This window comes from Enterococcus sp. M190262 (genome assembly GCF_005843965.1).
Classification (GTDB): Bacteria; Bacillota; Bacilli; order Lactobacillales; family Enterococcaceae; genus Enterococcus_D; species Enterococcus_D gallinarum.
In genome coordinates, this window is the sequence record NZ_CP040461.1 from 1,875,014 (window position 1) to 1,901,764 (window position 26,751).

Consider the following 26,751-nt stretch of genomic DNA (forward strand, 5'->3'; position numbering starts at 1 on the left):
GACAAAATAAATGTCGGGAAAAAAAGCTGGTGACAAGAAATTTGTCTTTACATGAGCTGGAAAGTTATGGTAAGATATTTCAGTGAGTGTAAACTCAACTATTACGATATTCCGCTGGAGCAAATTGCTTTAAGAATGTTTGGGAATAAGGAGAATGATAAAGATGAATCCATTGATTCAAGAATTAACTCAAGAACAATTACGTACTGACATCCCAGCTTTCCGTCCTGGGGACACTGTTCGCGTTCATGCGAAAGTTGTTGAAGGAACGCGCGAACGTATCCAGTTATTTGAAGGTGTTGTTATCAAACGCCGCGGAGCTGGTATTAGCGAAACTTATACCGTTCGTAAAGTATCAAATGGTGTAGGTGTTGAACGTACCTTCCCATTGCACACACCACGTGTTGCACAAATCGAAGTTGTTCGTTACGGTAAAGTACGTCGTGCAAAATTGTACTACTTGCGTGCATTACACGGAAAAGCAGCTCGTATCAAAGAAATCAGAAGATAAACACGGGAAACTTCCTTGGAAATCTGAAATCTGTGAAAAGTCCTTGTATATCAAGGGCTTTTTCTTTTTTCACTATCACAGTTTTAAGCCTCAATTGGCTATTTTGGATTATTTTTCATTCATATTCCATTAAATTGCCCTAGATTGTCCGATTTTGACTATCAGTGTCGTCAAAATAGGGCAAAATTTAGTAGTCAATTTGACGACAAATTTAATACGAAAAATACCAAAACATTTACCGAATTTAGCAACTTCTGAACCCGAGTTACTAAAAGGGTCGACTTTTTTCGAAAAAGCCAAAACATGCACTTTTCTACTAAAAAGTTGATGTGATAGGATTCTATCTAAATAATTTTAGGAGTTTTTATCGTGAAACAAGATGATGGACGAATCGTATGGAAGAATCTAAGTGATTTAAAACTGATTTTGTTAATCAATCAATTTATCGAAAAACACGAAATAAAATCTAGCCGTCAATATCAGAGGAAATTATTAGAAAATCCCAATTCTGCACCAAGTATGTGGTTTATCAATCAAAAATATGGTTCATGGAAAAACTTATTAGTTAGTCTTGGGTGTGATAATGGAGAATATGGGAAATGGGCAAAAATATCAGAAAAAGATTTATTGAAAATAGTAGAGTCTTTTATTACGGTTGAGAAAATAACTTCTCAGCGTATGTATGAAAAAAGATCAGTAGGAAAAGACGTTCCTTCATTGAGTACATTGAAAAAGAGATTTGGAGATATAAGGTATCTATTTAGAAAGAATACAGAGAAGTCTTCTTTTACTGATTTTGAACTAATGCTTGAACTAAGAAATGAAATAGTCCGATTAAAATTACAGGATGATTTATCAATGACGAAATTTCGAAAACTAGTTCAATCACCAAAGTTACCATCAGTTGATACAATAATGAAAAGAACAAATAAAAATTGGGAAGAGTTGATGACAGAAATAGGGTTTGACTATCGAAAAATCAAAATCAATAAGCAGAGAAATAACTTATCTAAAAAGAAGAAAACTAAATAGTAAAACTCTAGACTAGACGTTCAAACTAAAAAGTTGAACGTCTTTTTTTATTACCTAAAAACGAAAGGGGATTTTGTTTTATGATAAAGCCGAGATTTAAAAATTGGCGATTATTTGCGGCTTGGGCACTATTAGGTCTAACAATTGGCGGAACGATTGTTCCTTCGATTGCCTTCGCCGATGAAATTACCCATCCACAAACGGTAACCGTAGAACTAGATTTAGCACATCAATATGTTGTCGAAGGAACGTTTAGTGACGGTCGTCCGATGTCAGAAGTCACTGTTCCGCATTATGCAGTGTATAATGGCGTGAAACAAGATATTTTCTGTATTGAACCAGGAGTCCCGATTTACAATGAGTTCACTCCTGGCTATGAGAAAAATCCATTGCCTGATATGTCTGAGAAAGCGAAACTAGTTTCTGTTTTATGGAAAAAAGCCGGTACAGATGCAGATACTCATATTGTGGCACAGAAGATGATCTGGCAAGAAGTTAATGGATATACCCTTCACTCAATCAAACGATCAGATGGTAGTGCCGTAAATATCGCAGCCATTGAGGCAAAAATAAATCAAGCCATTGCCGATTATCAGAAGAAACCAAACTTCCATAATAGTACGGCTAAAACAGTATTAGGGCAATCGACTACTGTGACGGATACGAATAATCTTAATTTGTCAGAGTTCGATGAGGTTGTGGAAAATACCGCAAACATTGATTATCGTGTGAATGGCAGTCAGTTGATAATCACCCCAACTGCCAATTCAAAAGAAAATGGTGTGCTGACGCTTAAGAAATCTGCTGGTACCGGAACACCTGTCGCCTATAAAAAGGCTGGCCAACAGACTTTAATGGCCGGGGCGATTGATAAGCCGAACACTTACACGGTCAAAATTGATACAAAAACGGAAGGTTCTTTGAAGATTAAAAAAGTTGATAAAGAATCGGGTGATATTATACCAGGAACGGTTTTCCATTTAGATTTTGGAAAAACTTTACCTGCAAAAGACGTGACTACCGATAAAGAAGGGATTGCTACATTGGATGAGATTCCTCATGGTACAAAAGTAACCATTACCGAAAAATCAGTACCGGCGCCTTATACGATTGATACCACCCCCATGACTACCACCATTAAAGCAGGCGAAACCATTTACGTGACTTCAAAAAACACACGGGAAAAAGGTCAAATCATTCTGGATAAAACCGGAGTTGAAACAGGGAGTGATCTTTGGAATGACAATTATTCCATAGCTGGCAATACGTTTGCCATTCGCAAAGACAGTCCAACCGGTGAAATCGTTCAAGAAATGACCACGGATGAAAACGGTCATGCGGAAACACCAAAAGAGATTGCTAATGCGTTGGAATTGGGAACCTATTATGTCACCGAAACTAAAGCTAGTCATGGGTTCGTGAATACGTTCAAACCTGTAAAAGTCGAATTGAAGTATGCCAATCAAACCGTAGCCCTTGTTACCAGTAACGTAAAAGGGCAAAATCAAGAAATCACTGGCGAAACCACTTTGACGAAAGAAGACAAAGATACTGGGGATAAAACACAAGGTAAAGCAGTCTTTGAGGGTGCTGAATACACCTTGTTTACTGCTAAGGATGGAAAAGCTGTTAAATGGAGTGAGGCTTTTAAACCAGAATTAGTGAAGGGAACGAAAGCTTCTGATGAAACCGTCACTTTGACTTTAGACGAAAAGAACCAAGTTGCCGTTAAACATTTATCTATCAACGAGTATTACTGGCAAGAAACCAAAGCGCCTGAAGGATATACCTTGGATGAAGCGAAGTATCCTGTATCTATAAAAAAGGTGGATGATAATGAAAAAAATGCGGTGATTACCCGAGATGTTACGGCAAAGGAACAAGTGATTCGCTTTGGTTTTGATTTCTTTAAATTTGCTGGATCAGCTGCGGGTACTGCCGAAACTGGCTTCAATGATCTGACCTTTAAAGTGTCACCATTAGAAGGAACCAATGAAATCACAGGTGCTGAAGATGAAGCGACCACTGCTTATAACGAGCAATTAGGGTTTGATGGCTATGGGAAGTTTGAAAATCTTCCTTATGGAGATTATTTACTTGAAGAAGTAGAAGCGCCAGAAGGATTTCAAAAGATTACGCCATTAGAAATCCGTTCTACTTTTAAGGAAAACAAAGAAGACTTTGTGAAGAGTGAGTATGTCTTTACTATTACCGAACAAGGCCAAAAACAACCAATTAAAACGGTGACCGTTCCTTACGAGAAACTGACGAACAAAGTATTTTCTGTTAGTTTGAACCGTTTGATGCTTTATGATTTGCCTGTGGAAGAAGATAGTTTAACTTCTCTTGCGACTTGGAAAGACGGAGACAAAGAATTAACTACCCTTGATTCTACCGAGTTAGTTGATAAATTGAGTTACAATCTACATGAAATCAAAGAAGACTGGTATGTGGTAGCGCAAGCCATTGATGTGGAAGCCACAAAAGCTGCCCAAGAAAAAGATGAAAAAGCCAAACCAGTCGTGATTGCCGAAACAACCGCCACTTTGGCGAATAAAGAGAAAACAGGAACATGGATAATTCGGCATAAATTAACCGCCGAACAAGTTTTGGATAAAACCATCGTCTTGTTCAACTATGTGTATGAAAATAAGGAAGCTTTTGAAGCAGGCGATGAGCCAGTATCGAAGGATGCTAGCTTGAATAATCAAGCCCAAACTGTTAATTGTACGGTGGAACGTCATGTTTCCATCCAAACAAAAGCCCACCTAGAAGATGGTTCTCAGACCTTTACTCATGGTGATGTGGTTGATATGTTTGATGATGTATCTATTACTCATGATGTATTGGATGGATCAAAAGAAGCTTTCGAAACAATTCTGTATGCACTACTACCGGATGGTACAAACAAAGAAATTTGGAAATCAGGCAAGATTGATTATGAAGTAAATGATAAAGAATTTACCAAAACTATGCTTGCGGAAAAAGTAGATACCGGAAAGTATCCAGAAGGAACCAAGTTTACTTTTGCAGAAATCAATTATGATAAAGATGAGAATATCAATGGTAAACACAATGAGGATCTAAAAGAAAAAAATCAAACCTTAACTCCCAAAAAAGTTCCAACCACACCACGTACGCCGAAACAACCGGAAACACCAACTGTTCCAAGTGGCTATCAAGAATCTAGTCCCATAGTGAAAACATTCCCTCAAACTGGGGAGAAAAATTCCAATGTTTTACTGTTCATTGATTTTACTTTGATTTTTGCGACGGCGGGCTATTATTTCTGGAATCGCCGTAAATAAGGTGATGAGATGATACAAGTAAATCCTAAGAACCAACGTGCGCGACCGCCTCCTAACAAAGTGGTCGCGCTATTTTTGTATCCAAAACTAACAATGAAAAGAGGAAAAGAAGATGGAATTGAAATTTGTCGTGCCAGATATGACTGAAACCTTTGGAAAGTTGAGTTATGCAGGTGAAGGAGAAATTTTAACAGAAGGATATGGACGGAATGCTACGGTGATTGGTCGCAGTTATCATTTGTATTCCAGTAAGCAACGGGCTGATGATATTGAGGTGGTAGTAGCTGCGGAAGCCGGTGAAAAGGACTTTGATCAAGACCAACCGCTAAAAGCCGTGAATCCCCATTTGGTTGCCAAAGGCTATGAGATTGAGAATCGTGGGTTTACTGATTACGTGTTGCATGTAGATGATTTAGTGAAAGCATAGGAGGAAAAGAAGATGAGATTAACAGAAGGTATTGTTGTAGATTCAGGATTAACCTTTGGCAAGTTGCGATTTTCCGCATTACGCCGAGAAGTACGGAAGCAAAATGAGGATGGAACGATTAGTAACGAGGTAAAAGAACGAACCTATAATTTGAAATCCTCTGCACAAGGTCGAATGATCCAAGTTAGTATTCCAGCAAATGTACCCTTACGCGAGTTTGCTTATGATGCAGAGGTAGAGTTGGTCAATCCAATTGTGGATACAGTCGCCAATTATGTTTTTCGAGAAGGAACTACTGTTAATTGGTTTATTAAGGCAGACGATTTAGTCTTGAAACGACAGCCAAATCAAGGAAATCCTACGAACCAAAATGAAGGAAAGAAATAGGTGAAACGTATGGAAATTAATGTTGAACATATTTTAGATTGTTTCGATCAATATGGAAAAAGTGAGCTAACTGAGGAACAACTCGTTAAAGCATTATCCTATGATGAAAAAATGTTTCTGATTATGCATCAAGGTTTACTTGGAGAAAATAGCGACAGTGAAGAAGAATTTGATGTACTAGACTGGTTAGGAGAAGAAGAGTCCTTCTTAGTGGTTGTCGAAGTAAATGCAAACTTATGTCGACAGGCAGAATATGTCTTGGAAGAAATCGGTGTGGGGATGCCGGATGCCATTGAAGGCTTTTTAAATCAATTGGTTGAAACGAAACAACTCCTGATCGCAGTAAATGACTAGCATAACTATTTGAAATTGCCAATGAAATCCTATTGGGCTTTTTTTGATTGGAGGTGTAAACCATCAAAATGTACAAAGGACATCGCATACGCGCAAGAGATCAGCACTTGGTTTATCACTTTATTCTTGGCTGGCTAATCGCTTTGTTCATCGGTTGGATGGGTGTCTTTTATTTTCAAGAGCTTAGAAAATTTGATATTTCTAGGGTATCACTTTCTACTATTGAAACTGTTTGGTCTATGAAGGAGTTAATCTGCTTACTTGGAAGTCTTGCTTTTTCAGGAGTTATGCTGTTGCTTTATATTCACTTTTTTCCTGATCATTGGCGAAGCTTGTGGCATAGACAAAAACTAGCTCGGATGATTCTAGAAAACCATTGGTATGAAGTGAAACAAACTCAAAGTGAAGGTTTTTTCAAAGATTTAAATAGTAGTCGAACCAAAGACACTATCAGTTACTTCCCCAAAATCTATTATCGAATGACGGATGAATTACTTTCAATTCGTGTTCAAATTTCACTGGGAAAATATCAAGATCAGCTATTGAAGTTGGAAAAGAAGCTAGAAAGTGGGCTGTATTGTGAGTTAGTAGAAAAGGAACTCAAAGACTCTTATGTGGAATACACCTTGTTATACGATATGATTGCCAATCGAATTGGGATAGAAGAAGTAGTGGCAGAAAATGGGGCGTTGCGATTGATGAAAAATCAAGTATGGGTGTATGATTCCTTGCCTCATATGTTAATCGCAGGTGGGACAGGTGGTGGGAAGACCTATTTCTTACTCACCATTATTCAAGCACTATTGAAGTCAGATGCAGAATTGTTTATCCTCGATCCCAAAAATGCCGACCTAGCCGATTTAGGTACGGTGATGCCTCACGTATACTCCCAAAAAGAAGAAATTTCTGCATGTGTGGAAGATTTTTACGAACGCATGGTGGCTCGTAGCAAGGCAATGAAAGAAATGTCCAACTACAAAACTGGAGAGAATTATGCGTTTCTTGGACTTCCACCAAACTTTTTAATCTTTGATGAATACGTGGCTTATATGGAAATGTTAACGACGAAAGAAAGTGCGGTGATTTTAAATAAGCTCAAACAAATCGTAATGTTGGGTCGTCAGTCTGGTTTCTTTCTAATTCTGGCTTGTCAAAGACCCGATGCAAAATATTTAGGAGACGGGATTCGCGATCAATTTAACTTTCGAGTAGCTTTGGGTCGCATGAGTGAACTCGGGTATTCCATGATGTTTGGAGAAGTTGATAAAAATTTCTTTATGAAACGCATCAAAGGTCGAGGCTATGTGGATACTGGAGGGAGTGTGATTAGTGAGTTTTATACGCCACTTGTGCCAAAAGGGTATGATTTTTTAAGGGAAATTAGTAACGTTGCTGGATTAAATGTTCGTACGGAAAGAGAAAGTAATAGCATGTAGCCTGGGAATATCAATAATCCTAGGCTTTTTTCATTGAGGAGATTTATGACATTTTTAGATTTATTCGCCGGGATCGGTGGCTTTCGCTTAGGCATGGAACAAGCCGGTCACCAGTGTATCGGCTTTTGTGAAATTGATGAATTTGCCCGGTGGAGTTATAAGGCAATTCATGATACAAGGAAGGAGGTGGAAATGCATGACATCACAAGTGTATCAGATGAGTTTGTTCAATCCCTCGGACCAGTGGACATCCTTTGCGGCGGATTTCCGTGCCAAGCTTTCTCAATTGCGGGAAAGCGGCAAGGATTTTCCGATACTCGAGGTACTTTATTCTTTGAAATCGCTCGGTTCGCCACTCTTCTCCAACCTAAGTTTTTATTCCTTGAGAACGTCCGGGGATTGCTCAATCACGAAGGAGGGGCTACGTTCGAGACGATCCTCCGAACGCTGGATGGATTGGGGTATGATGTGGAATGGCAGGTGCTTAACTCAAAGGCCTACGTTCCCCAAAGCCGCGAGCGGGTCTTCCTTATCGGACATTCTCGAGACGCATGTACCGAACAAGTATTTCCTATCATTGGATCGTCTTCAACATCTGATCAAAACATCCGAAACTTGGTAAATATCAATCCCTCCAATCGAGGCATGGGGGGACAAGTCTATGGTTCAGATGGCGTGGCGCCAACTTTAACGGGAGATGAAGGAATTAAAATTGCCTTACCCACAAATGATGGGATTTCCATAGCGGGTATGTTACCGGGAAATTTTGAACAAAGCAATCGAGTTTACGAAGTAACCGGTACAGCTCCCACTTTGTCAACGAAACAAGGGGGAACGAAGATCATGATTCGGAAAAATGGAACAGAATATCAAGAGGTGGAGCCAGGGGACAGTGTGAACCTGGCTTTTCCTAATTCCACAAGTCGTCGAGGTCGTCTGGGAAAACAAAGTGTGCATACCTTACTAACAGGAGACCAACAAGCGGTCGTCACGGATCAGTACCAGATTCGAAAGCTGACACCTAGAGAGTGCTGGCGTCTTCAGGGCTTTCCCGATTGGGCTTTTGACCGAGCTTCTCAAGTCAATTCAGATAGTCAGTTGTATAAGCAGGCCGGAAACTCTGTAACTGTTCCGGTCATTTTTGATATTGCCAGAAGATTAAAGGAGGTAAAAGCACATGATTTATGATGAGTTGATTGGGGAAATCTACTAGGTGATTGGCAAGATTCAGTCAGATCCGGAATTGGAAAAAGAACTGTACCGACTCAATTTTGATATTCGAAAAAATGGGGTGAAGGTCCCTGGTGATTCATATGTAATGGACGAAGAAACCGATGCTCGAATTGAGTTGAATCAGGTTATCAGTGAATTCGAACGGATTGCAGACCTTGCCAAAGAACCGGATATCCGCCAATACTTGTTTGAGATAAAAGCAGAATTGGAAATAGAGGGTATTACCTCAGAGTAACAACCAAATAAACCACTGATAGGTGCTGACCGCGGGGGATTTGCGAAGCAGAAATCCTCCGTGGTGCTGTGCCTGTTCATGGACGGCGCCAGTCGGCCATGATGTCTCACCCCCCCGTATCTAACAGGGGGGTACAAAAACACAAAAAATAAGCAAGTAGCCACTAAGAATGCTTGTTGTAGCAAGGATATTAAGTGATTTGCATAGTTGTTAACTCATTTGAAAAAGTTAACACTTTGAATTTGGAGGTGAGAACTTGGCACAACGGAATTTAGATTATCGGCTATTAAAAGACCGACGCAACGAATATGGCGTTTCGCAAAATAAATTAGCTACTGCTTGCGGACTTAGCCGCCCATATCTAAATCAGATAGAAAATGGTGGCGTAACCGCCTCTACAAAGACCATGAGAAAAATTTTTGATCAACTGGAAAGTTTCAATCCCGATTTACCTTTAACGTTACTGTTTGACTATGTAAGGATTCGCTTTCCCACAACGGATGTGCGGAAAATTATTCAAGAAATTCTCCATTTGAAATTTGAGTATATGCTTCATGAAGATTACGCCTTTTACTCCTATCAAGAACAATACGTCATGGGAGATATTGTGGTGATGTTATCTCATGAAGAAGATAAAGGTGTCCTTCTGGAATTAAAGGGTCGTGGCTGTCGGCAGTTTGAAACTTTTTTACTCGCTCAAAAACGTAGCTGGTACGACTTTTTCGAAGATTGTCTAAAAGCTAGTGGCGTGATGAAACGCTTGGATTTGGCAATCAATGATCGAGTGGGGCTATTGAATATTCCTGATTTAACGAAAAAATGTCAGAAGGAAGAATGTATCTCCTTGTTTCGTACCTTTAAAAGTTATCGTTCCGGAGAGTTATTGAAAGCTGATGAAAAGGACAGTATGGGCAATACCTTATACATCGGAAGCCTCAAAAGTGAGATCTATTTTTGTTTGTACGAAAAAGATTATGAACAATATATCAAGCTAGGGATTCCATTAGACCAAACTGAAACGAAAAATCGTTTTGAAATTCGGTTGAAAAATGATCGTGCTTATTATGCGATTCAAGATTTGTTAAAAGGTCGTAGTATTGAAAGTACCACATTTTCCATTATCAATCGTTATTTGCGATTTGCGGATAAGGTGGAAGGAAAAAGGCGAACCAACTGGCCCTTGAATGAACAATGGGGTCGCTTTATTGGACAGAATCGCAAAGAGATTCAACTTACTTCCGAACCGAAACCGTATACCATTGAACGAACGTTGAATTGGCTTGGATGTCAAGTCGCTCCTACGTGGAAGATGGCCAAGGAATTGGATCGGTTGAATCAGACAACTTATATACAAGATATGGTACAGAATGCGCGCTTATCAGGTCGGCATAAAAAGATTTTGGAGCAACAAAGTTTGGCAATCGAAAACTTGATTATATGAAGAGAGGAATTGTTATGGAAATTGCAAAAGATGTTTTATTGGTAATTGGTTGCAGTATGCTTGGTATTACTGTGATGTGCTTGATGCATGCAAGTGCGTCAGCAGACCGAGCAATGGAAAAGAAAGGAAAGTGAAAAGATGAATTTCGGACAAAATTTATATCAATGGTTTTTAACCAATGCCCAATCCTTAGTCTTACTGGCAATTGTGGTCATTGGTTTATTTTTAGGATTTAAGCGGGAGTTTTCAAAATTGATTGGCTTTTTGGTGATTGCCTTGATTGCGGTCGGGCTGGTCTTCAACGCTTCTGGTGTGAAAGATGTTTTACTCAATTTGTTTAACCGAATTGTTGGTGCTTAAGGGGGAATCACGATGGAACAGATGCGTGTATATATTGCGAACCTTGGTAAATACAATGAAGGTGAGTTGGTGGGGGCATGGTTTACTCCACCAGTGGATTTTGATGAAGTGAAAGAACGGATTGGATTAAATGATGAATATGAAGAGTATGCGATCCATGATTATGAGTTGCCCTTTGAAATTGATGAGTATACACCAATTGAGGAAATTAATCGTTTGTGTGGTTTAGCAGAGAAATTAGAAGGAACACCAATTGGTGAGGTTGCTTCAGAGATTCAACATGCCTTCTTCAATTCTTTTGAAGAAATGGTGGAGCATGTGGATGATATTATTTATTATCCAGATTGTAATGATATGAGTGATGTGGCGTATTATTTGATTGACGAAATTGGAGATTTGAGTGAAGTGCCGATTCACCTGCAAAATTATATTGATTATAAAGCGTATGGACGAGATTTGGAGATTGGCGGGAATTATTTGGTTACTAGTCGTGGGGTCTTTGAATATTTAACGTAGTATTATTCTTTCAATAAATGGATTAACAAATGTCGCTTGTTATTAATCGTTCAATCTGGTTAAATAATATTATAAACTGGATTAGATTGAGGGGTTTGCCGTGGCTATTGTTATTTCTAAGATGATTGTTCATAAATTAAATGTTGGAAATCCTTTACCTGTTTTAAGTGATCATTGTATTGACTTGAATTCTTTAGAGGATACCGATGAAGCGTTAAATTTTTTTGTTACACATATAGAACAATCAAGAAGTCAAGGATATGTAAAAAAATGTCAATTTTGGGATTTAAATTCAAATACTGTAAAAAGAAATGTTGAAACAATAATTACTAATATTGATAATTCTGATGAATTAGAACAGTCCTTTATAGAAGAATCAAAGCAGATGGCTATAAAATTTGCCAGATTAATGAGAGGTACTGCTTCTCGAAGTGAGGGATCTCTATTTGTATTGTTCTATTCTGTTGATGGGGATAATTACATTGGTATTATGAAAATGGATCCTGATACGGGAGTAGAAGTTATTGAACAAGAAAATAGTCTTACTATTCAAGTGAGGAAAGATATGCTACCTTCAAAACGAGAGAGATTGCATAAGGCAGCATTCATAAAATGTCTTGACTTATATACTGAAGGAGAAATACATTTATATGCTCTAGATAGACAAAAATCTACTGATGAACCAGCTAAATATTTTTTAGATAGCTTTTTGAACGCAAAGATAATTCCTGATGATGAAGTATTAACAGCGGCATATCAAAAAACAGTTGCTAATGTTATTCAGGAAGTATTGCCTCCAGGTATGTATATGGCATTTAGTCAGAATTTCCAAAGAAGGCTTACTGAACCACGATACTTTACATTAGAGGATGATTTCCCACCGTTGATTCGTGATTTGCTACCTCCAAATCAGATAGATGCTGATTTAGCAATGTATATGAACAGCATTCAGCAGGAACTTATGCGTAAAAATCCTGGTGATGTAACAGGTTTTATGCCTGTCGTAGAGAAGATTAATAGCCGAGTTTTCCGTACAATAGATAAAAGTATAGAAATTACCATTAATAAAGATGCTGATGAAGATGTCTATAATATAGAACTTGACGAGGATGGTACGCTGAGACTAACCATTTATCCAGAAGCGAATCCAAAACAAATAAAATAGTATACTGGGAGTAAACTCATGGTAGAAAACAGTGAACTTAGAAGGATTCAAGAAATTCTATCCAAAAATGAAAATTTTTTTCTTAATGAAACAAAAAATAATATCACATTTCAAGAGCAGTTCAATATTTGTGATATTGATGATAGTTTTACGAACGAATTGCCTAATATAGAGTATATTAGTATGAAGTTTTTTCACGTAGAAACGGATGATCAAATATTAGGTGCTCATTTAACCGAAGATATACGTCAATTGAACAAAGGAATATATAAAGATAGGGAAACTCCTATTTATTCGATTATCACCATCGATAAGAATTTATTTAAGAATAGTTCTTTTGATGAAAATTTTTTATTCTATTTTAGTTTAAAAGTCTTTGTAAATCAGGTTAGCAGGTTGAGTTGGCAAGATGCAAATAAGAAATTAACAGTTTTTATTCTTAAGAGTGACGTAGTTAACTTTAATACTGATTTCATTAAAATAATAAACTATGATCCTAATGCTAATAACCAAAGCGAGGCTATTTCATCTAATGTAAAAAATCGGTTTGAAGAGTTTAATAGTATTTACAGCTCAATATATGATGAAAAAAAACTTAAAGACTACTTTGAGTATCCTCTAACGTGGGCAGGAAAGGTCGATGAGGGATTTCCCAACATTATAAAGAAAAGGATGGTTGAGTGTTTTTTTACAATTATTTGTAACAAAATACTTGGTAGTAATAGATATTTAATACGGGGTCAGAAAACTGTTACGATTGAGATTAACGATGAGATAATACCGTTTAAAAGCATCCAAATTATTTGTGAGCTTTTTGATTTTTTACTTGATGTTGATAAGCATCATGATAAGCTTAGTTTGTTGCGGAACACGTTAACCGTTTATCTTAATAGTTATTCTGATACTAAAAACTTTATCAGCGAGTCACCTGAAATAATCAAGTCACTCAAGTACAATTTTGAACTGTATATACAAGAAAAAGTACGAATGTTTTTGGATCAAAAAAATAAACTGCTCCAGGAATACATTAGTACAACAAAAAAAATTGAAGATATGACTTCGGGGTTAGTAGCCCAAATGAGGACTGTCGCTCTTAGTCTCTTAGGAACTATCTTTATTTCTTTATTGGGCGATATTGCAAAAAGTAAGTCTTATGCGATTTTAAATCTTGCGTTGATAAGCTATGCCCTATACTTCGTTATTAATATTGTATTAATAGGAATTCAAATGTTTCAGAAAAATGCTTTGCTCTCAAGTCTTGAAAATTATACTAAGGAACTAGGAGTGATTGGCGAGCAAAATGATAATAATTTGTCATACTCATCATTAAAAGTCAAATATTTAAAGAAATCAGTAAATATATACACTTTTTATTGGTGCCTAATCCTCTTTATTTTAGTTTTGCTGACTTTGTTGTTTCTTTTATTCTATCTTTCGTTAAGGTTCAATTATTTTCCCGAACTGAAAGAGATGATTAAGTTTATCATCGGATACTATTAATAATAAATATGTATTACTTGAGTCTAGCATTTGCTAGACTCTTTTTGAAAGGAGAAATCATGAAAAAAATAAAAAGCTACACCAGTATTTGGGCAGTTGAGAAAGTTATTTACGCAATCAATGACTTTCAGCTGCCTTTTCCTGTGACTTTTAACCAGATGGCTTGGTTTGTTTTGTCCTTGCTATTTGTCATTGTATTTACCCATGTGCCTCCACTATCTATGATAGAGGGGGCGTTTTTAAAATACTTAGGAATTCCGATGGCGGTCACTTGGTTCATGTCGCAAAAGACCTTTGACGGTAAGAAACCACTGGGATTCTTACGATCCTTTATCAGCTATCACTTACGGGTTAAGAGCACTTTTGCAGGAAAAAAAGTTAAAGAACAGAAAAAACGATGGGATGAACCCATTACTCTTGTAAGGAGTGTGAATTATGTATCCGATTAAGTATATTGAAAACAATCTTGTGTTTAACCAAGACGGCGAGTGTTTTGCCTACTATGAATTAGTGCCTTATAACTATTCCTTTTTATCACCTGAACAGAAGTATCAAGTACATGATAACTTTCGCCAGTTGATTGCGCAAAATAGTGAAGGCAAGATCCATGCGTTACAAATTGCCACAGAAAGTAGTATTCGTGCCACGCAAGAACGATCGAAAAAGGAAATTATCGGTAGACTCCAAGAAGTCGCAAAACAACGAATTGACCTTCAAACAGATGCATTAGTATCCATGATTGGCGATAGTCAGATTGATTATCGCTTTTTTATTGGCTTCAAACTAATTGCGACTGATGAAGAGGTCAATTTAAAGAGTCTCAAGAAATCTTTCTTTTCTGGGCTTCAAGAATTTATCTATGGGGTCAATCATCATTTGATGGGTGATTTCGTTTCCTTATCCAATGAAGAAATTCGTCGATATACCAAGCTTGAAAAACTAATGGAAAGTAAATTAGCTAGAAGATTCAAAGTCAGACGGGTCACACCGAGTGATCTGACGTATTTAATTGAACATATTTATGGCGAAAAAGGCACACCGTTTGAAGAATATGAATTTCAGCTACCAAAGAAAAAGTTAAAATCAGAAACGCTGGTGAAACGCTATGATTTATTACGTCCTAGTTGTTGCTTGATTGAAGAAAAGCCCCGTTACTTACGGATTGAACATGAAAATCATGAATCGTATGTAGCGTACTTAACAATCAATACAATTGTGGGGGAAATGGAGTTTCCTTCCTCGGAACTTTTCTATTACCAGCAACAACAATTTACATTTCCAATCGACACGAGTATGAATATAGAGATTGTAACTAATAAAAAGGCACTTGCTACTGTTCGCAATAAGAAAAAGGAGCTAAAAGATTTAGACAACCACGCCTACCAATCCGACAATGAAACGAATGCCAATGTTTTAGATGCGTTGGATTCCGTAGATGAATTGGAAACCACTTTGGATCAGTCAAAAGAATCCATGTACAAACTAAGCTATGTGGTTCGAGTGAGTGCCGAATCCGTGGATGAATTAAAGCGCCGTTGTGATGAAGTGTTCGATTTTTATGATGATACTAATGTAAAACTAGTCCGACCCTTTGGCGATATGATGGGGCTACATGAAGAATTCTTGCCCTCATGCAAACGCTATATGAATGACTATATTCAATATGTTACTTCTGACTTTTTAGCGGGACTTGGTTTTGGGGCTACTCAAAAGCTAGGGGAATTAGAAGGTATCTACTTTGGCTACAATGTAGATACGGGGCGGAATGTTTACCTGAAACCGGCATTAGCTTCACAAGGGATCAAGGGTTCAGTTACCAATGCTTTGGCAGCTGCGTTTCTTGGTTCACTCGGTGGCGGAAAGTCCTTTAGTAACAATCTCTTGGTCTACTATGCTGTTCTTTTTGGTGGGCAAGCTGTGATTGTCGATCCAAAAGGAGAACGAGGTGGTTGGAAAGAAAACTTGCCAGAAATTGCGGATGAAATCAATATTCTCAACTTGACTAGTAAACCAGAAAATCAAGGCTTACTTGATCCTTATGTGATTATGAAGAAAAAGAAAGATTCAGAAAGTTTAGCGATTGATATCCTGACTTTTTTAACAGGAATTTCCAGTCGGAATGGGGAGAAGTTTCCAGTGTTGCGTAAAGCCATTCGGACGGTTACCCAAAGTGAGCAACGAGGATTGATGCAAGTCATTAAAGAGCTTCGAAAGGAGAACTCTCCAGTCGCGGAAAATATCGCCAATCATATCGAGTCCTTTACCGATTATGATTTTGCCCATTTGCTTTTCTCAGACGGCTCAATTACCCAATCGATTAGTTTAGATAAACAGTTGAATATCATTCAAGTAGCGGATTTGGTTTTACCAGATGCAGAAACTACTTTTGAAGAATATACCACGATGGAGTTGCTGAGTGTTTCCATGCTAATTGTCATTTCAACTTTTGCCTTAGATTTTATTCATAGCAACAGAGAAATTTTCAAGATTGTGGACTTGGATGAAGCGTGGAGTTTTCTTCAAGTGGCACAAGGGAAAACATTATCGAATAAGCTCGTTCGTGCAGGTCGAGCCATGAATGCAGGGGTTTATTTTGTCACGCAAAATAGTGACGATTTACTGGATGAACGCTTGAAGAATAATATTGGATTGAAGTTTGCTTTTCGAAGTACCGATATTCATGAAATCAAGAAGACTTTGGAATTTTTTGGATTGGATCAAGAGGATGAAAGTAATCAAAAATGTCTGCGAGATTTGGAAAATGGCCAATGCTTGATGCAAGATTTGTATGGTCGGGTAGGTGTGGTCCAAGTTCACCCAGTCTTTGAAGAACTCTTCCATGCCTTTGATACTCGTCCGCCTGTTCAAGAGAGAATGGAGTGAGGAGATGAAAAAGAAACTTTTTCGGATTGCAGGAATCGTTTTTATTAGCATCATCAATCTGACAGTTGTATTGAGTTTAGTCGGTACGATAGCCGTGGCAACAAGTCTGGTTGACGATACAGTTGAAGCGGGAAATCTATATTCCCAATATTCACTGAACAACTATCAACTAGATTTCTTTGTGGATAGCTCTTGGGATTGGCTGCCTTGGAATTGGGGCGATGGTCTAGGGAAGAGCGTGATGTATGGTCTTTATGCCATTACCAATTTTATTTGGACGGTTAGTCTCTATTTATCAAATGCCACGGGCTATGTAGTTCAAGAAGCCTATAAATTGGATTTCATTTCGGATACAGCTGAAAGTATTGGGAAGAATATCCAAACCTTAGCCGGCATTACCGAAAATGGATTACAGACCTCGGGCTTCTACTTTGGATTTCTACTATTGATGATTTTAGCTCTAGGAGTTTATGTGGCGTATACCGGTCTACTCAAACGAGAAACTACAAAGGCAGTCCGAGCCGTGATTAATTTTGTAATGATTTTTCTATTTTCGGGTTCGTTCATTGCTTATGCGCCTACTTATATCACAAAAATCAATGACTTTAGCTCAGATGTTAGTGAAGCGGCTCTTAGCCTTGGGACCGAGATCGTTGTACCGAATTCTGAAAACCAAGGGAAAGATAGTGTCGATTTGATTCGGGATAGCTTATTTTCCATTCAAGTCCAACAACCTTGGTTACTCTTGCAATTTGATGATTCCAATATAGAAGAAATTGGCGAAGACCGAGTCGATAAAATCTTATCCGTGAGTCCAGATGAAAATAAAGGCAAAGATCGGGAAGAAGTCGTCAAGGCCGAGATTGAAGACAATGACAATGCGAATTTAAGTATTACCAAGACCATGAACCGCTTAGGAACCGTGGTCTTTTTGGTGTTGTTCAATATTGGGATTTCCTTCTTTGTTTTCCTCTTAACCGGGATTATGTTGTTCTCCCAAATTCTCTTCATTATCTTTGCGATGTTTTTGCCGATTAGTTTTTTATTGTCCATGTTGCCGACTTATGAGAGTTTGGGAAAGAAGGCGATTATTCGTTTATTCAATACGATTATGATGCGAGCGGGAGTGACCTTGGTGATTACAACTGCTTTTAGTATCTCCACGATGTTTTACAATATTTCGACGACCTATCCCTTCTTTATGGTAGCTTTTCTACAAATTGTGACCTTTGCCGGTATCTATTTCAAATTGGGTGACATTATGAGTATGTTCAACCTCCAGAGTAATGACAGTCAGTCAATGGGCAGACGGGTGATGCGAAGACCACAAATGTTAATGAATCGTAAATTACGGCAACTCAATCGAAATGTGGGCCGAACTCTGGCCTTTGGTGGAGGTGCAGTAGTTGGAAATAAGTTGTCAAAGGATCAACAAAAGTCCAGATTGTATTCTTCTGGTTTTTCTCCACGAAAGAATCCGTCGCTACCTAACAATAACGAGGCATCACCTGACTCGACTAAGGAAAATCCAATCTCAAAAAATAAGAAACAGTCTCGAATGAATTTAGCTGGGAGAAAAATAGGCAAAGTTTTGGATACCCAAGCTTTGGTGAAAGATAAGACCAAACAAGTAAAGGATCAAGTACGGAATACGCCAACGAATTTAAAATACAATCTCCATAAAGGAATCGAAAAGACGAAAAAATCACCAGAAGAATTCAAGCGTGGACTTGTCCAAGAAAAAGAAAATCGAGCGGAGTTGCGAGAAAAACAACGACAACGTAGAGACGAAAAAATGGCTGAAAAGCGCAAAGTATTAAACGAAGCAGGAAATCGTCATGGGAAAAGAAGGGAAAATGTTCCGATAAAAGCAGAGGCTCAATCTCAAAAAGATAGAATGCTGAAAAAAGAAGCACCAAAGCGGATTGTGAGAGCAAATCTGAATCCTGAAATAAAACGAAAACTAGCTGGTCAAGAAATCATTTCAAAAGGAATAAACCAATCCTCTGGAAAGAAAAATTCTTTTCAACAAGTGAAACAGAGGTCTACTCTTCCAAAGCGAACCAATCAAAAAATACAAAAAAGAATGAACCCTCGTTCAAAACCAAGGTCAGGTGAGAAAAAATGAACTTGAAGAAATTGGGTGTCATTTCATTAACCTTCCTGACAATCTTTTTTATGGGAATTTTGATGTGTGTGGGTTTGTTGTTTGGGGAAGACAGTGAAGGAAGTGGGAGTACCGGAACTTCTCCTAGAGGTAGTAGTGTCGCAGAAGAAGTTTTGAAACACCGCCCAATGGTGGAAAAGTATGCCGAAGAATCGGATATAACAGAGTATGTTCCGATTCTTTTGGCGATTATTCAAGTGGAATCTGGTGGGAAAATGGAAGATGTTATGCAGAGTTCTGAGTCAGCCGGGTTGCCACCGAATTCATTAAGTACCGAGGCATCCATTAAACAAGGGTGTCTCTATTTTGCGTCCTTGGTTAAGCGTTCCAAAGAATTAGGTTGTGATCAGGACAGTATTATTCAGGCGTATAACTATGGTGGCGGGTATCTGGATCATGTCGAGAAAAACGGGAAGAAACATAGTTTTGCTTTAGCAGAATCATTTTTAAAGGAAAAATCAGGTGGTCAGAAAGTAGATTATCCCAATCCCATCGCGGTTAAGGAAAATGGTGGATGGCGGTATAACTATGGCAATATGTTTTATTGCCTATTGGTGAAGCAATACCTAACTACAACACAGTTTGATAATAAGACGGTACAAGGGATTTTTGACGAGGCGTTTAAGTATGAAGGTACTGCCTATGTATTTGGTGGCTCAAGTCCTGAAACTGGGTTTGATTGTAGTGGTTTAACTCAATGGTGTTATGCCAAAGTTGGTCTGAAACTTCCTCGGGTAGCTCAAGATCAATATGATGTCATGACCCACATTGACCTAAAAGATGCCAAACCAGGCGATTTGGTTTTCTTTCATTCGACTTATGATGCCGGTACTTATGTGACCCATGTCGGTATTTATGCAGGAGAGAATCGCATGTATCACGCGGGAGATCCAGTGGGATGGACGAATCTAACGGAAAACTATTGGCAGCAGCATCTTATCGGAGCTGGCCGATACAAATAAGAGAAAAGAGGAAAAAACATGAAGATAAAAATTGAACGGAATCAAAAGGAAAAGATATCGAAAAAGAAGAAAGATCGAGTCGTATCCGTGGGCAAACATCGGAAAAGGGTGCTTGCCCTCTGGTTTTTGTTGATTTGTAGTCTCATTTTTGGTATCTATAAAAATTTCACGGCCGTTGATCAACATACAACTCATGAAAAAGTGGTAGTAAAAGAGAAAGTAGTGAATACTTCTGGTGTTGAAAGTTTCACGAAGGATTTTGCGAAAGAATATTTTTCATGGAGGAATAACAAAGAGGTAATTGAAAAGAGAATGAATACTCTGGGACAGTACCTTACAGAAGAAGGTCTCACTTTAAGTCAAGATATGGTTCGAGCGGATATTCCTACTAGTTCAGAAGTTCAATCAGTAAAAATTCTTGATGTTGAAAAAAGGTCAGATGATTTTGTCGTTTCATTTTTATTAGATCAAAAGATTACAGAGGGGAAAAAATCTCAACAAATTTCTTCTGCCTATCGAGTGATTGTTTTTGAAGATGAAAAAGGGAATCATATTGTGACGAGTTTGCCTACCACAATTGCAAAACCAGATAAGGCACAATATGAGACAAAACAAGTAGAAAGTGATTCAGAAATTGATGCCAAAACAACAGAAGAAATAACCGAGTTTTTAGAGACTTTCTTTAAAATTTATCCAACTGCTTCTGAAAAGGAACTTGAATACTATGTTGAAAATAAAGCATTTCAGCCGATTAATAGTAATTTGATATTTATAGAATTAGTTAATCCTGTTTTTCAGCAAAAAGGAAAAGAAATTCAAGGAGAAGTCTGTGTTAAGTACCTTAATAATACAACCAAAATAAATAGTACCTTTCAGTATTCTTTTACTCTTGAAAAGGTAGAAAACTGGAAAGTTATTTATATTAAATAGAGATAGAGCAAATCTTTGAGTTTTAATTAAAATGAAATACTCTCATAAAGGATGACCAAAAATATAACTATTTTTAGAGGTGTTTATTTTCTTATCAATAGTTTTTATGTAACCTTCTAATTTGAAGAGGTATTACTAAAAATTTAGTGTTGATATAATGATTCTATTCATAATTGTTAACTCTGTTATTTTATCACTTTAATGGATTTAACGATTTGAGAATAATTTTTTTTAGAGTTAAAATAAATGTGTCAAGTGTAAAAAAGATGCTATCTATACAAAATGTTAAGTAAGAAAAGCAAATGCATTATTTAAAATTAGAGAAATTTTTAACAGTTTTATTAAAGATGAAGTACTCTTAATCCAGTATAATCATTTTATTTAAGAGAAGAATAAAATCATTTTTTTAGGAGGTAAAATATGTGTACATCAGTTATTTATTCAACACAAGATCATTATTTTGGGAGGAATTTTGATTATGAATTATCTTATAAAGAAGTAGTTACTGTAACACCAAGAAATTATAAGCTGACTTTTCGTAAAGTAAGTGATTTAGGTACCCATTATGCAATGATCGGGATTGCTGCTGGTATAGCAGATTATCCGCTGTATTATGATGCTACTAATGAAAAAGGATTAAGCATGGCTGGTTTGAATTTTGCTGGTTTTGCAGATTACAAAGAACCAGTTGGTAATAAAGACAATGTCACCCCCTTTGAATTTATTCCTTGGATTTTAGGGCAATGCAGTACAATAGCGGAAGCAAAAGAATTGTTGAATAAAATCAATTTGGTCAATATCAACTTTAGTGAGAATCTTCCGCTGTCGCCTTTACACTGGTTAATAGCTGATAAAGAATCTTCGATCGTTGTAGAAAGTATGAAAGATGGCCTTCATATCTATGATAATCCTGTTGGTGTCCTAACGAACAATCCTTCTTTTGACTATCATTTGTTTAATTTAAATAACTATCGTGCTTTATCTAGTAAAACTCCAGTCAATACCTTCTCCGAAGCAATTGAATTGAATGAGTATAGTCGAGGAATGGGCGGAATTGGGTTGCCTGGGGATTTGTCCTCGATGTCTCGATTTGTGAAGGCTGCATTCACGAAACTGAATTCTGTATCTGGTGAGTCAGAATCAGAAAGCATCAGTCAATTTTTCCACATTTTAGGGTCTGTCGAACAGCAAAAAGGATTATGTGATGTGGGGGATGGGAAATATGAATATACCATCTATTCTTCTTGCTGCAATGTCGATAAAGGGATCTATTATTATAGAACATATGAAAACAGTCAAATAAGTGCGATAGATATGAATAAGGAAGATTTAGAGGGTAAACAAACAGTAAGCTATCCCTTGTTAGAGGAACAAAAAATTCATTACGTGAATCGTTAATAGCACAAAAATCGAACAAATGTATTTTAGATAATACAATATTTTATTTCAAATTACTTCCTGTTAGTTCTTAGTACTAGTACTCAAGATCTGAAAAAGACTTTTATTGACTAAATAAGAATATTACTTGATATGCTACTTACTTTTTGGATAAGAAATAATGACTAAATGAGGATAATGCAAGCTTAAAAGCCCCGTATGTTTGTGAAGCTAAGAAAACAGTTCTAGTATTATTATATAGGAATTTAATATAAGCACACAGGTATAGTATTTATGGTTGTGTAGTTCTGTTAAGCTCTGTTTAGGATTGTTCCAGTTTTTCTAGCGTTATCGAGTGAAACAATAGTTGCTCAATTCTAAATGTAGACGAAATAGCTTCAGCAATAACAAATTTCTTTTAATATATTGATAAGTGATTACCAGATTAAATTGAAGAGGCTGCGACAAAAGTCATTTTTGTTAAGCTAAAAGCGAATTAAAAAATGTTTATAATTACAATTGTTTGTTTAAGATTCTATGAATTATTCTGGAACGCTGCAAAACCGATATTTTATAAGTATAAAAGAGATGACTTTAGATCCTGAACAAGGAATTTGAAGTCATCTTTTTATTTAATTTAATCTTTATATGTATTATTCATTATTGGCATCTCTTTTTAATTCAATAGGCAAGGAGTATGGAAGTATGCAATGATGATATGTAAAAAAAAAGATATATTATCAATAAATTATTTAAACATAGTGATTATATTAAACTGAAATGAACGATATATAAATGAAATGATTAGTAATCGGTAACTATAATATATTTTATAAGAAAGGAGGAAGTTATATGTTTTCTAAAAACAATCGGCAAATGCTTTTAAAAAGAACAGAAAAAAGAAAACTTAGCTATTCTATTAAGAAACTAAGTATAGGTGTTGCATCTGTTTTAGTTGGAATTTACATTGGTTTCGGTGGAGCTGAGAGTGGAAATGCTCAAGTAGTAAATAATTCTGGAAACCTTTTGGGTTCTTCTGAAGTTATGAATGAATCAATGGAAAAACCAGTTATTCTGGATGCAGCAACAGAGGTCCCAGACTCAAACTTAGTAAGTGATGAAGGTGCGGCAACAGAGGTTTCAGACTCAAGCTTAGTAAGTGATGAAGGTGCAGCAACAGAGGCTCCAGACTCAAACTTAGTAAGTGATGAAGGTGCGGCAACAGAGGCCCCAGACTCAAACTTAGTAAGTGATGAAGATGCAGCAACGGAGGTTCCAGACTCAAACTTAGCAAGCGATGAAACTGTACCAGTAGAGGAACCAGTCACAAATGAAGCAAGCAATACAACCGTACCAACAGAGCCAAGTATAGCAACTCGCAATGCTACTGAAGCTCCGATAAATATTGATGCAATTGAATCTGGAAAAGTTAAGACAGGCGGACAATTGACGAATGCAGGTAATATCATAAGTGGGTGGTTAGAGCTTGCACCTCAGTCAGCTGTAGGATATACACCAGGTACAGGAGCAAGTACCAAGTTGAATGGCTATACGGTAAATGCTCAGTGGATTGATACAGATGGAGCAGTAAGCCCTATTTATTCAGCTGTCACGCATAACTTAGCAGGAGCTGCTTCTAATGGTGGAGGAGATGGAGTTTTTGCATTTGAGCTACCTACATGGATAGATGAAACTGGGGTAGAACATAAATTTACTTACTTACCAACTTCAAAACAAAGATTGAAATTATGGCTGGCACCTAAACAATTATCACCAGATGGAAATGAGTTAATTACATTTCGTCCAGTAGTTGGAAATACACCTGGTTTTTCAACACCAACAACAGCGGGGGCTTTTTATTTAGCAGGAGCAAATTTACAGCGTGCAAGTATTTATGTAGTTGAACTGCCGAGTAAAGAGAATTTAGAAGCATTTGTAGGAAAAGAAGATACTTGGATTTATGACGATAAAGGACCAGATAGTAATCCGTCTAATATCGTGGGAGGAACTAATAGAGTTTCTGGAAAAGTTTGGTGGGAAACATCAAAAAATGGTACTACTTTCCCAACTAGTACAAGCGAAAACTTTGTAACTCAAACAGCAGATGAAGCAAAAACAGGATTCAGAGTTGTTACTAGTGTCCTTACCCCAGAGGGAAAAGCAGCAATAGAATCTACACAAAACGCTAATAATGCGTATGATAAGGTTAAGGAACAATTAGCCATATTAAAAGCTCATCCTGAGTATGTACAAGAAACTGTAGTGGCTCCAATTGTAGATGGAGAATATACTGCTCATTTTACTAATGATATTGATGTTGAGGCAATGTATCAATTTGTAATAAATGGGGAGGGAGAAATTCAACTAGCATATAGCAATTTCCCGATTCTTGCTTATGGGTCACCAAGAGAATATACACATTCAAATCCATTTATTACAGCAGGTCGACAACAAGTATATAACTCTCATTTTGCATTAGTTCCTAACTTAGATGAGTTTAACATTGACATAACTAACTATGATACAACGAAAAATATTGCTCTTCCAGGAAACACTGCAGTCAGTGATGTTCAAACTATCTTTAATGTTGGTTCGACAGTAGAAATTGTGTGGTCAAATAAAGATGGGGAGATTAGTAGAACATCTGTTTCTACAATAGATGATGCTAAAAAAGCAGCAATATTTACTGTTCCATCAGATATAAAGGAAAATACAATTTATACTGTAGAGTTAGTGGTAAATGGTGTTACGGTTGATGCAGATAGTTTCCTTGCAAGATTAGCTGAAGACGCAGATAAATACGAGCCAAAAGCAGAGCCGGTTGAGAAACCGTATGGGGAAGCAACAACAGAAAAGGATGTAACAGATGCAGTAACGGTACCAGGTTATCCTACAGGTGGAGATCAACCAGAAGTTACGGTCGATCCGGGAGCAACATTACCAGATGGGACAACACCTGGCACAGTAGAAGTACCTGTGACAGTAACGTATCCGGATGGATCGAAAGATCAAATTAAAGTACCAGTAACTACACTAGAAAAAGTGATTGATCGTACAGATGATCCGAGTCAACCGACACCAGCAGGGTATGTACGAGTAACGTTTGAAGCTGGGGAAGGAAGTTTCGCAACGGATGCGAAGACGGTGTTTGATGTAAAAGCTGGAACCGCAGCAACTGAAGTTCCAACACCAACGGTGACTGCACCAACGGGTAAAGTACAAAGTGGGTGGAATCCGGAATTACCTGCGAACTATGATAAAGCGGGAACATATACTGCTCAGTTCAAGGCTCAAACAACAGATGCAGATAAATACGAGCCAAAAGCAGAGCCGGTTGAGAAACCGTATGGGGAAGCAACAACAGAAAAGGATGTAACAGATGCAGTAACGGTACCAGGTTATCCTACAGGTGGAGATCAACCAGAAGTTACGGTCGATCCGGGAGCAACATTACCAGATGGGACAACACCTGGCACAGTAGAAGTACCTGTGACAGTAACGTATCCGGATGGATCGAAAGATCAAATTAAAGTACCAGTAACTACACTAGAAAAAGTGATTGATCGTACAGATGATCCGAGTCAACCGACACCAGCAGGGTATGTACGAGTAACGTTTGAAGCTGGGGAAGGAAGTTTCGCAACGGATGCGAAGACGGTGTTTGATGTAAAAGCTGGAACCGCAGCAACTGAAGTTCCAACACCAACGGTGACTGCACCAACGGGTAAAGTACAAAGTGGGTGGAATCCGGAATTACCTGCGAACTATGATAAAGCGGGAACATATACTGCTCAGTTCAAGGCTCAAACAACAGATGCAGATAAATACGAGCCAAAAGCAGTTGGAGAAAAAGTAGAAGTTGGAGAAAAAGTAGATTTAACGGATAATGTTACAAATTTACCAGAACTACCTAAAGGAACGAAAGTGACTGATATTACTCCTGATGGGGAAATTGATACTACAACACCAGGAAAATATCAAGGGACAATTGAAGTAACGTATCCAGATGGATCGAAAGATCAAATTAAAATACCTGTAGAAGTTGTAGATACAATTGCTCCTGATAAACCTAAAGTTGATCCTATTAAACCAGGAGATAATGAGGTAACAGGTAAAACTGAACCAAATATTGATGTAACAGTTAAACTACCGAATGGGAGTGAATATTATGGTTCTTCTGATGATAAAGGAATTTTCAAAGTAAAAGTTCCTAGTCTAGAAGCAGGTGATAAAGTTATTGTTACAGCAACTGATAAATCAGGTAATACAAGTGAACCAACGACTGCCATTGTTTCTCCTAGTAATACAGAATATGTGACATCAGGAGAAAATAACAAGATTATTACAAGCCCTCAACGAAAATTAGAGAGCGGTATTGGGTTACCTTCGCAAGTAGGATTTAAAGAATTACCCAAAACCGGTGAATCAAGTAATGACATGATTACTATTAGTGGGGGAGTTGTTTTCTTGAGTATGTTGGGACTACTTGGGTATAAAAAAAGAAAAGAGAACGAATAGAAGTTAGAA

At 37.5% G+C, this 26,751-nt stretch carries 22 protein-coding genes; all 22 read left to right on the forward strand.

Annotated features, from left to right (window positions below; translation table 11 throughout):
* Window positions 1-163: 163 nt before the first annotated feature.
* The 22 genes from rplS to FE005_RS08920 all read left to right on the forward strand — a co-directional run bounded on the left by rplS (window position 164) and on the right by FE005_RS08920 (window position 26,742).
* Window positions 164-511 (forward strand): 50S ribosomal protein L19, encoded by a 348-nt coding sequence (gene rplS / locus FE005_RS08815; RefSeq protein ID WP_002357176.1) that lies wholly within the window; start codon window positions 164-166, stop codon window positions 509-511.
* Between the two features lie 369 nt (window positions 512-880).
* Window positions 881-1,543, forward strand: coding sequence for a hypothetical protein (locus FE005_RS08820; protein ID WP_103300913.1), 663 nt, complete (start codon window positions 881-883; stop codon window positions 1,541-1,543).
* An 80-nt stretch (window positions 1,544-1,623) separates the two neighbouring features.
* A complete protein-coding gene (fss3, locus tag FE005_RS08825; RefSeq protein WP_138371659.1) occupies window positions 1,624-4,851 on the forward strand; it encodes a fibrinogen-binding MSCRAMM adhesin Fss3 in 3,228 nt (1,075 codons plus the stop codon).
* Between the two features lie 112 nt (window positions 4,852-4,963).
* On the forward strand, window positions 4,964-5,278 hold the full coding sequence (locus FE005_RS08830; protein ID WP_103300911.1) for a YdcP family protein: 315 nt from the start codon (window positions 4,964-4,966) through the stop codon (window positions 5,276-5,278).
* A 12-nt stretch (window positions 5,279-5,290) separates the two neighbouring features.
* Complete coding sequence (locus FE005_RS08835; RefSeq protein ID WP_029487158.1) at window positions 5,291-5,665, forward strand: YdcP family protein; 375 nt, start codon at window positions 5,291-5,293, stop codon at window positions 5,663-5,665.
* A 9-nt stretch (window positions 5,666-5,674) separates the two neighbouring features.
* Window positions 5,675-6,019, forward strand: a complete 345-nt coding sequence (locus tag FE005_RS08840; protein ID WP_167757165.1) for a damage-inducible protein J — start codon at window positions 5,675-5,677, stop codon at window positions 6,017-6,019.
* A gap of 68 nt (window positions 6,020-6,087) precedes the next feature.
* The gene (locus FE005_RS08845) at window positions 6,088-7,455 is read left to right on the forward strand and encodes an FtsK/SpoIIIE domain-containing protein (protein ID WP_103300909.1); all 1,368 of its coding nucleotides are present in this window, start codon (window positions 6,088-6,090) and stop codon (window positions 7,453-7,455) included.
* A gap of 45 nt (window positions 7,456-7,500) precedes the next feature.
* Window positions 7,501-8,643, forward strand: a complete 1,143-nt coding sequence (locus FE005_RS08850; protein WP_138371660.1) for a DNA cytosine methyltransferase — start codon at window positions 7,501-7,503, stop codon at window positions 8,641-8,643.
* Window positions 8,644-8,668: 25 nt separating this feature from the next.
* Window positions 8,669-8,923, forward strand: a complete 255-nt coding sequence (locus FE005_RS08855; protein ID WP_103300908.1) for a hypothetical protein — start codon at window positions 8,669-8,671, stop codon at window positions 8,921-8,923.
* A gap of 256 nt (window positions 8,924-9,179) precedes the next feature.
* Window positions 9,180-10,364, forward strand: a complete 1,185-nt coding sequence (gene mobT, locus FE005_RS08860; RefSeq protein ID WP_103300907.1) for a MobT family relaxase — start codon at window positions 9,180-9,182, stop codon at window positions 10,362-10,364.
* Window positions 10,361-10,498: a DUF3789 domain-containing protein gene (locus FE005_RS08865; protein ID WP_103300906.1), complete on the forward strand. Its 138-nt coding sequence runs from the start codon at window positions 10,361-10,363 to the stop codon at window positions 10,496-10,498. The genes mobT and FE005_RS08865 overlap by 4 nt, the downstream gene beginning before the upstream one ends.
* A gap of 4 nt (window positions 10,499-10,502) precedes the next feature.
* Window positions 10,503-10,724 (forward strand): hypothetical protein, encoded by a 222-nt coding sequence (locus FE005_RS08870; RefSeq protein WP_002298822.1) that lies wholly within the window; start codon window positions 10,503-10,505, stop codon window positions 10,722-10,724.
* Between the two features lie 12 nt (window positions 10,725-10,736).
* Window positions 10,737-11,240: an antirestriction protein ArdA gene (locus tag FE005_RS08875; RefSeq protein ID WP_103300905.1), complete on the forward strand. Its 504-nt coding sequence runs from the start codon at window positions 10,737-10,739 to the stop codon at window positions 11,238-11,240.
* Between the two features lie 100 nt (window positions 11,241-11,340).
* Window positions 11,341-12,405, forward strand: coding sequence for a nucleoid-associated protein (locus tag FE005_RS08880; protein WP_103300904.1), 1,065 nt, complete (start codon window positions 11,341-11,343; stop codon window positions 12,403-12,405).
* 18 nt (window positions 12,406-12,423) lie between these two features.
* A complete protein-coding gene (locus tag FE005_RS08885; protein ID WP_103300903.1) occupies window positions 12,424-13,905 on the forward strand; it encodes a hypothetical protein in 1,482 nt (493 codons plus the stop codon).
* 59 nt (window positions 13,906-13,964) lie between these two features.
* Window positions 13,965-14,354 (forward strand): conjugal transfer protein, encoded by a 390-nt coding sequence (locus FE005_RS08890; protein ID WP_103300902.1) that lies wholly within the window; start codon window positions 13,965-13,967, stop codon window positions 14,352-14,354.
* Window positions 14,341-16,788: an ATP-binding protein gene (locus FE005_RS08895; RefSeq protein WP_138371661.1), complete on the forward strand. Its 2,448-nt coding sequence runs from the start codon at window positions 14,341-14,343 to the stop codon at window positions 16,786-16,788. Before FE005_RS08890 ends, FE005_RS08895 begins: the two co-directional genes overlap by 14 nt.
* A gap of 4 nt (window positions 16,789-16,792) precedes the next feature.
* Window positions 16,793-18,916, forward strand: a complete 2,124-nt coding sequence (locus FE005_RS08900) for a CD3337/EF1877 family mobilome membrane protein (RefSeq protein ID WP_103300900.1) — start codon at window positions 16,793-16,795, stop codon at window positions 18,914-18,916.
* Entirely contained in the window at window positions 18,913-19,917 is a 1,005-nt protein-coding gene (locus tag FE005_RS08905; protein WP_138371662.1) for a lysozyme family protein, read from the forward strand. Before FE005_RS08900 ends, FE005_RS08905 begins: the two co-directional genes overlap by 4 nt.
* An 18-nt stretch (window positions 19,918-19,935) precedes the next feature.
* On the forward strand, window positions 19,936-20,847 hold the full coding sequence (locus FE005_RS08910; protein WP_103300898.1) for a conjugal transfer protein: 912 nt from the start codon (window positions 19,936-19,938) through the stop codon (window positions 20,845-20,847).
* Window positions 20,848-21,267: 420 nt separating this feature from the next.
* Entirely contained in the window at window positions 21,268-22,245 is a 978-nt protein-coding gene (gene bsh, locus FE005_RS08915; protein WP_138371663.1) for a choloylglycine hydrolase, read from the forward strand.
* 831 nt (window positions 22,246-23,076) lie between these two features.
* The gene (locus FE005_RS08920; protein ID WP_138371664.1) at window positions 23,077-26,742 is read left to right on the forward strand and encodes a Rib/alpha-like domain-containing protein; all 3,666 of its coding nucleotides are present in this window, start codon (window positions 23,077-23,079) and stop codon (window positions 26,740-26,742) included.
* The last annotated feature ends 9 nt before the right edge of the window (window positions 26,743-26,751 follow it).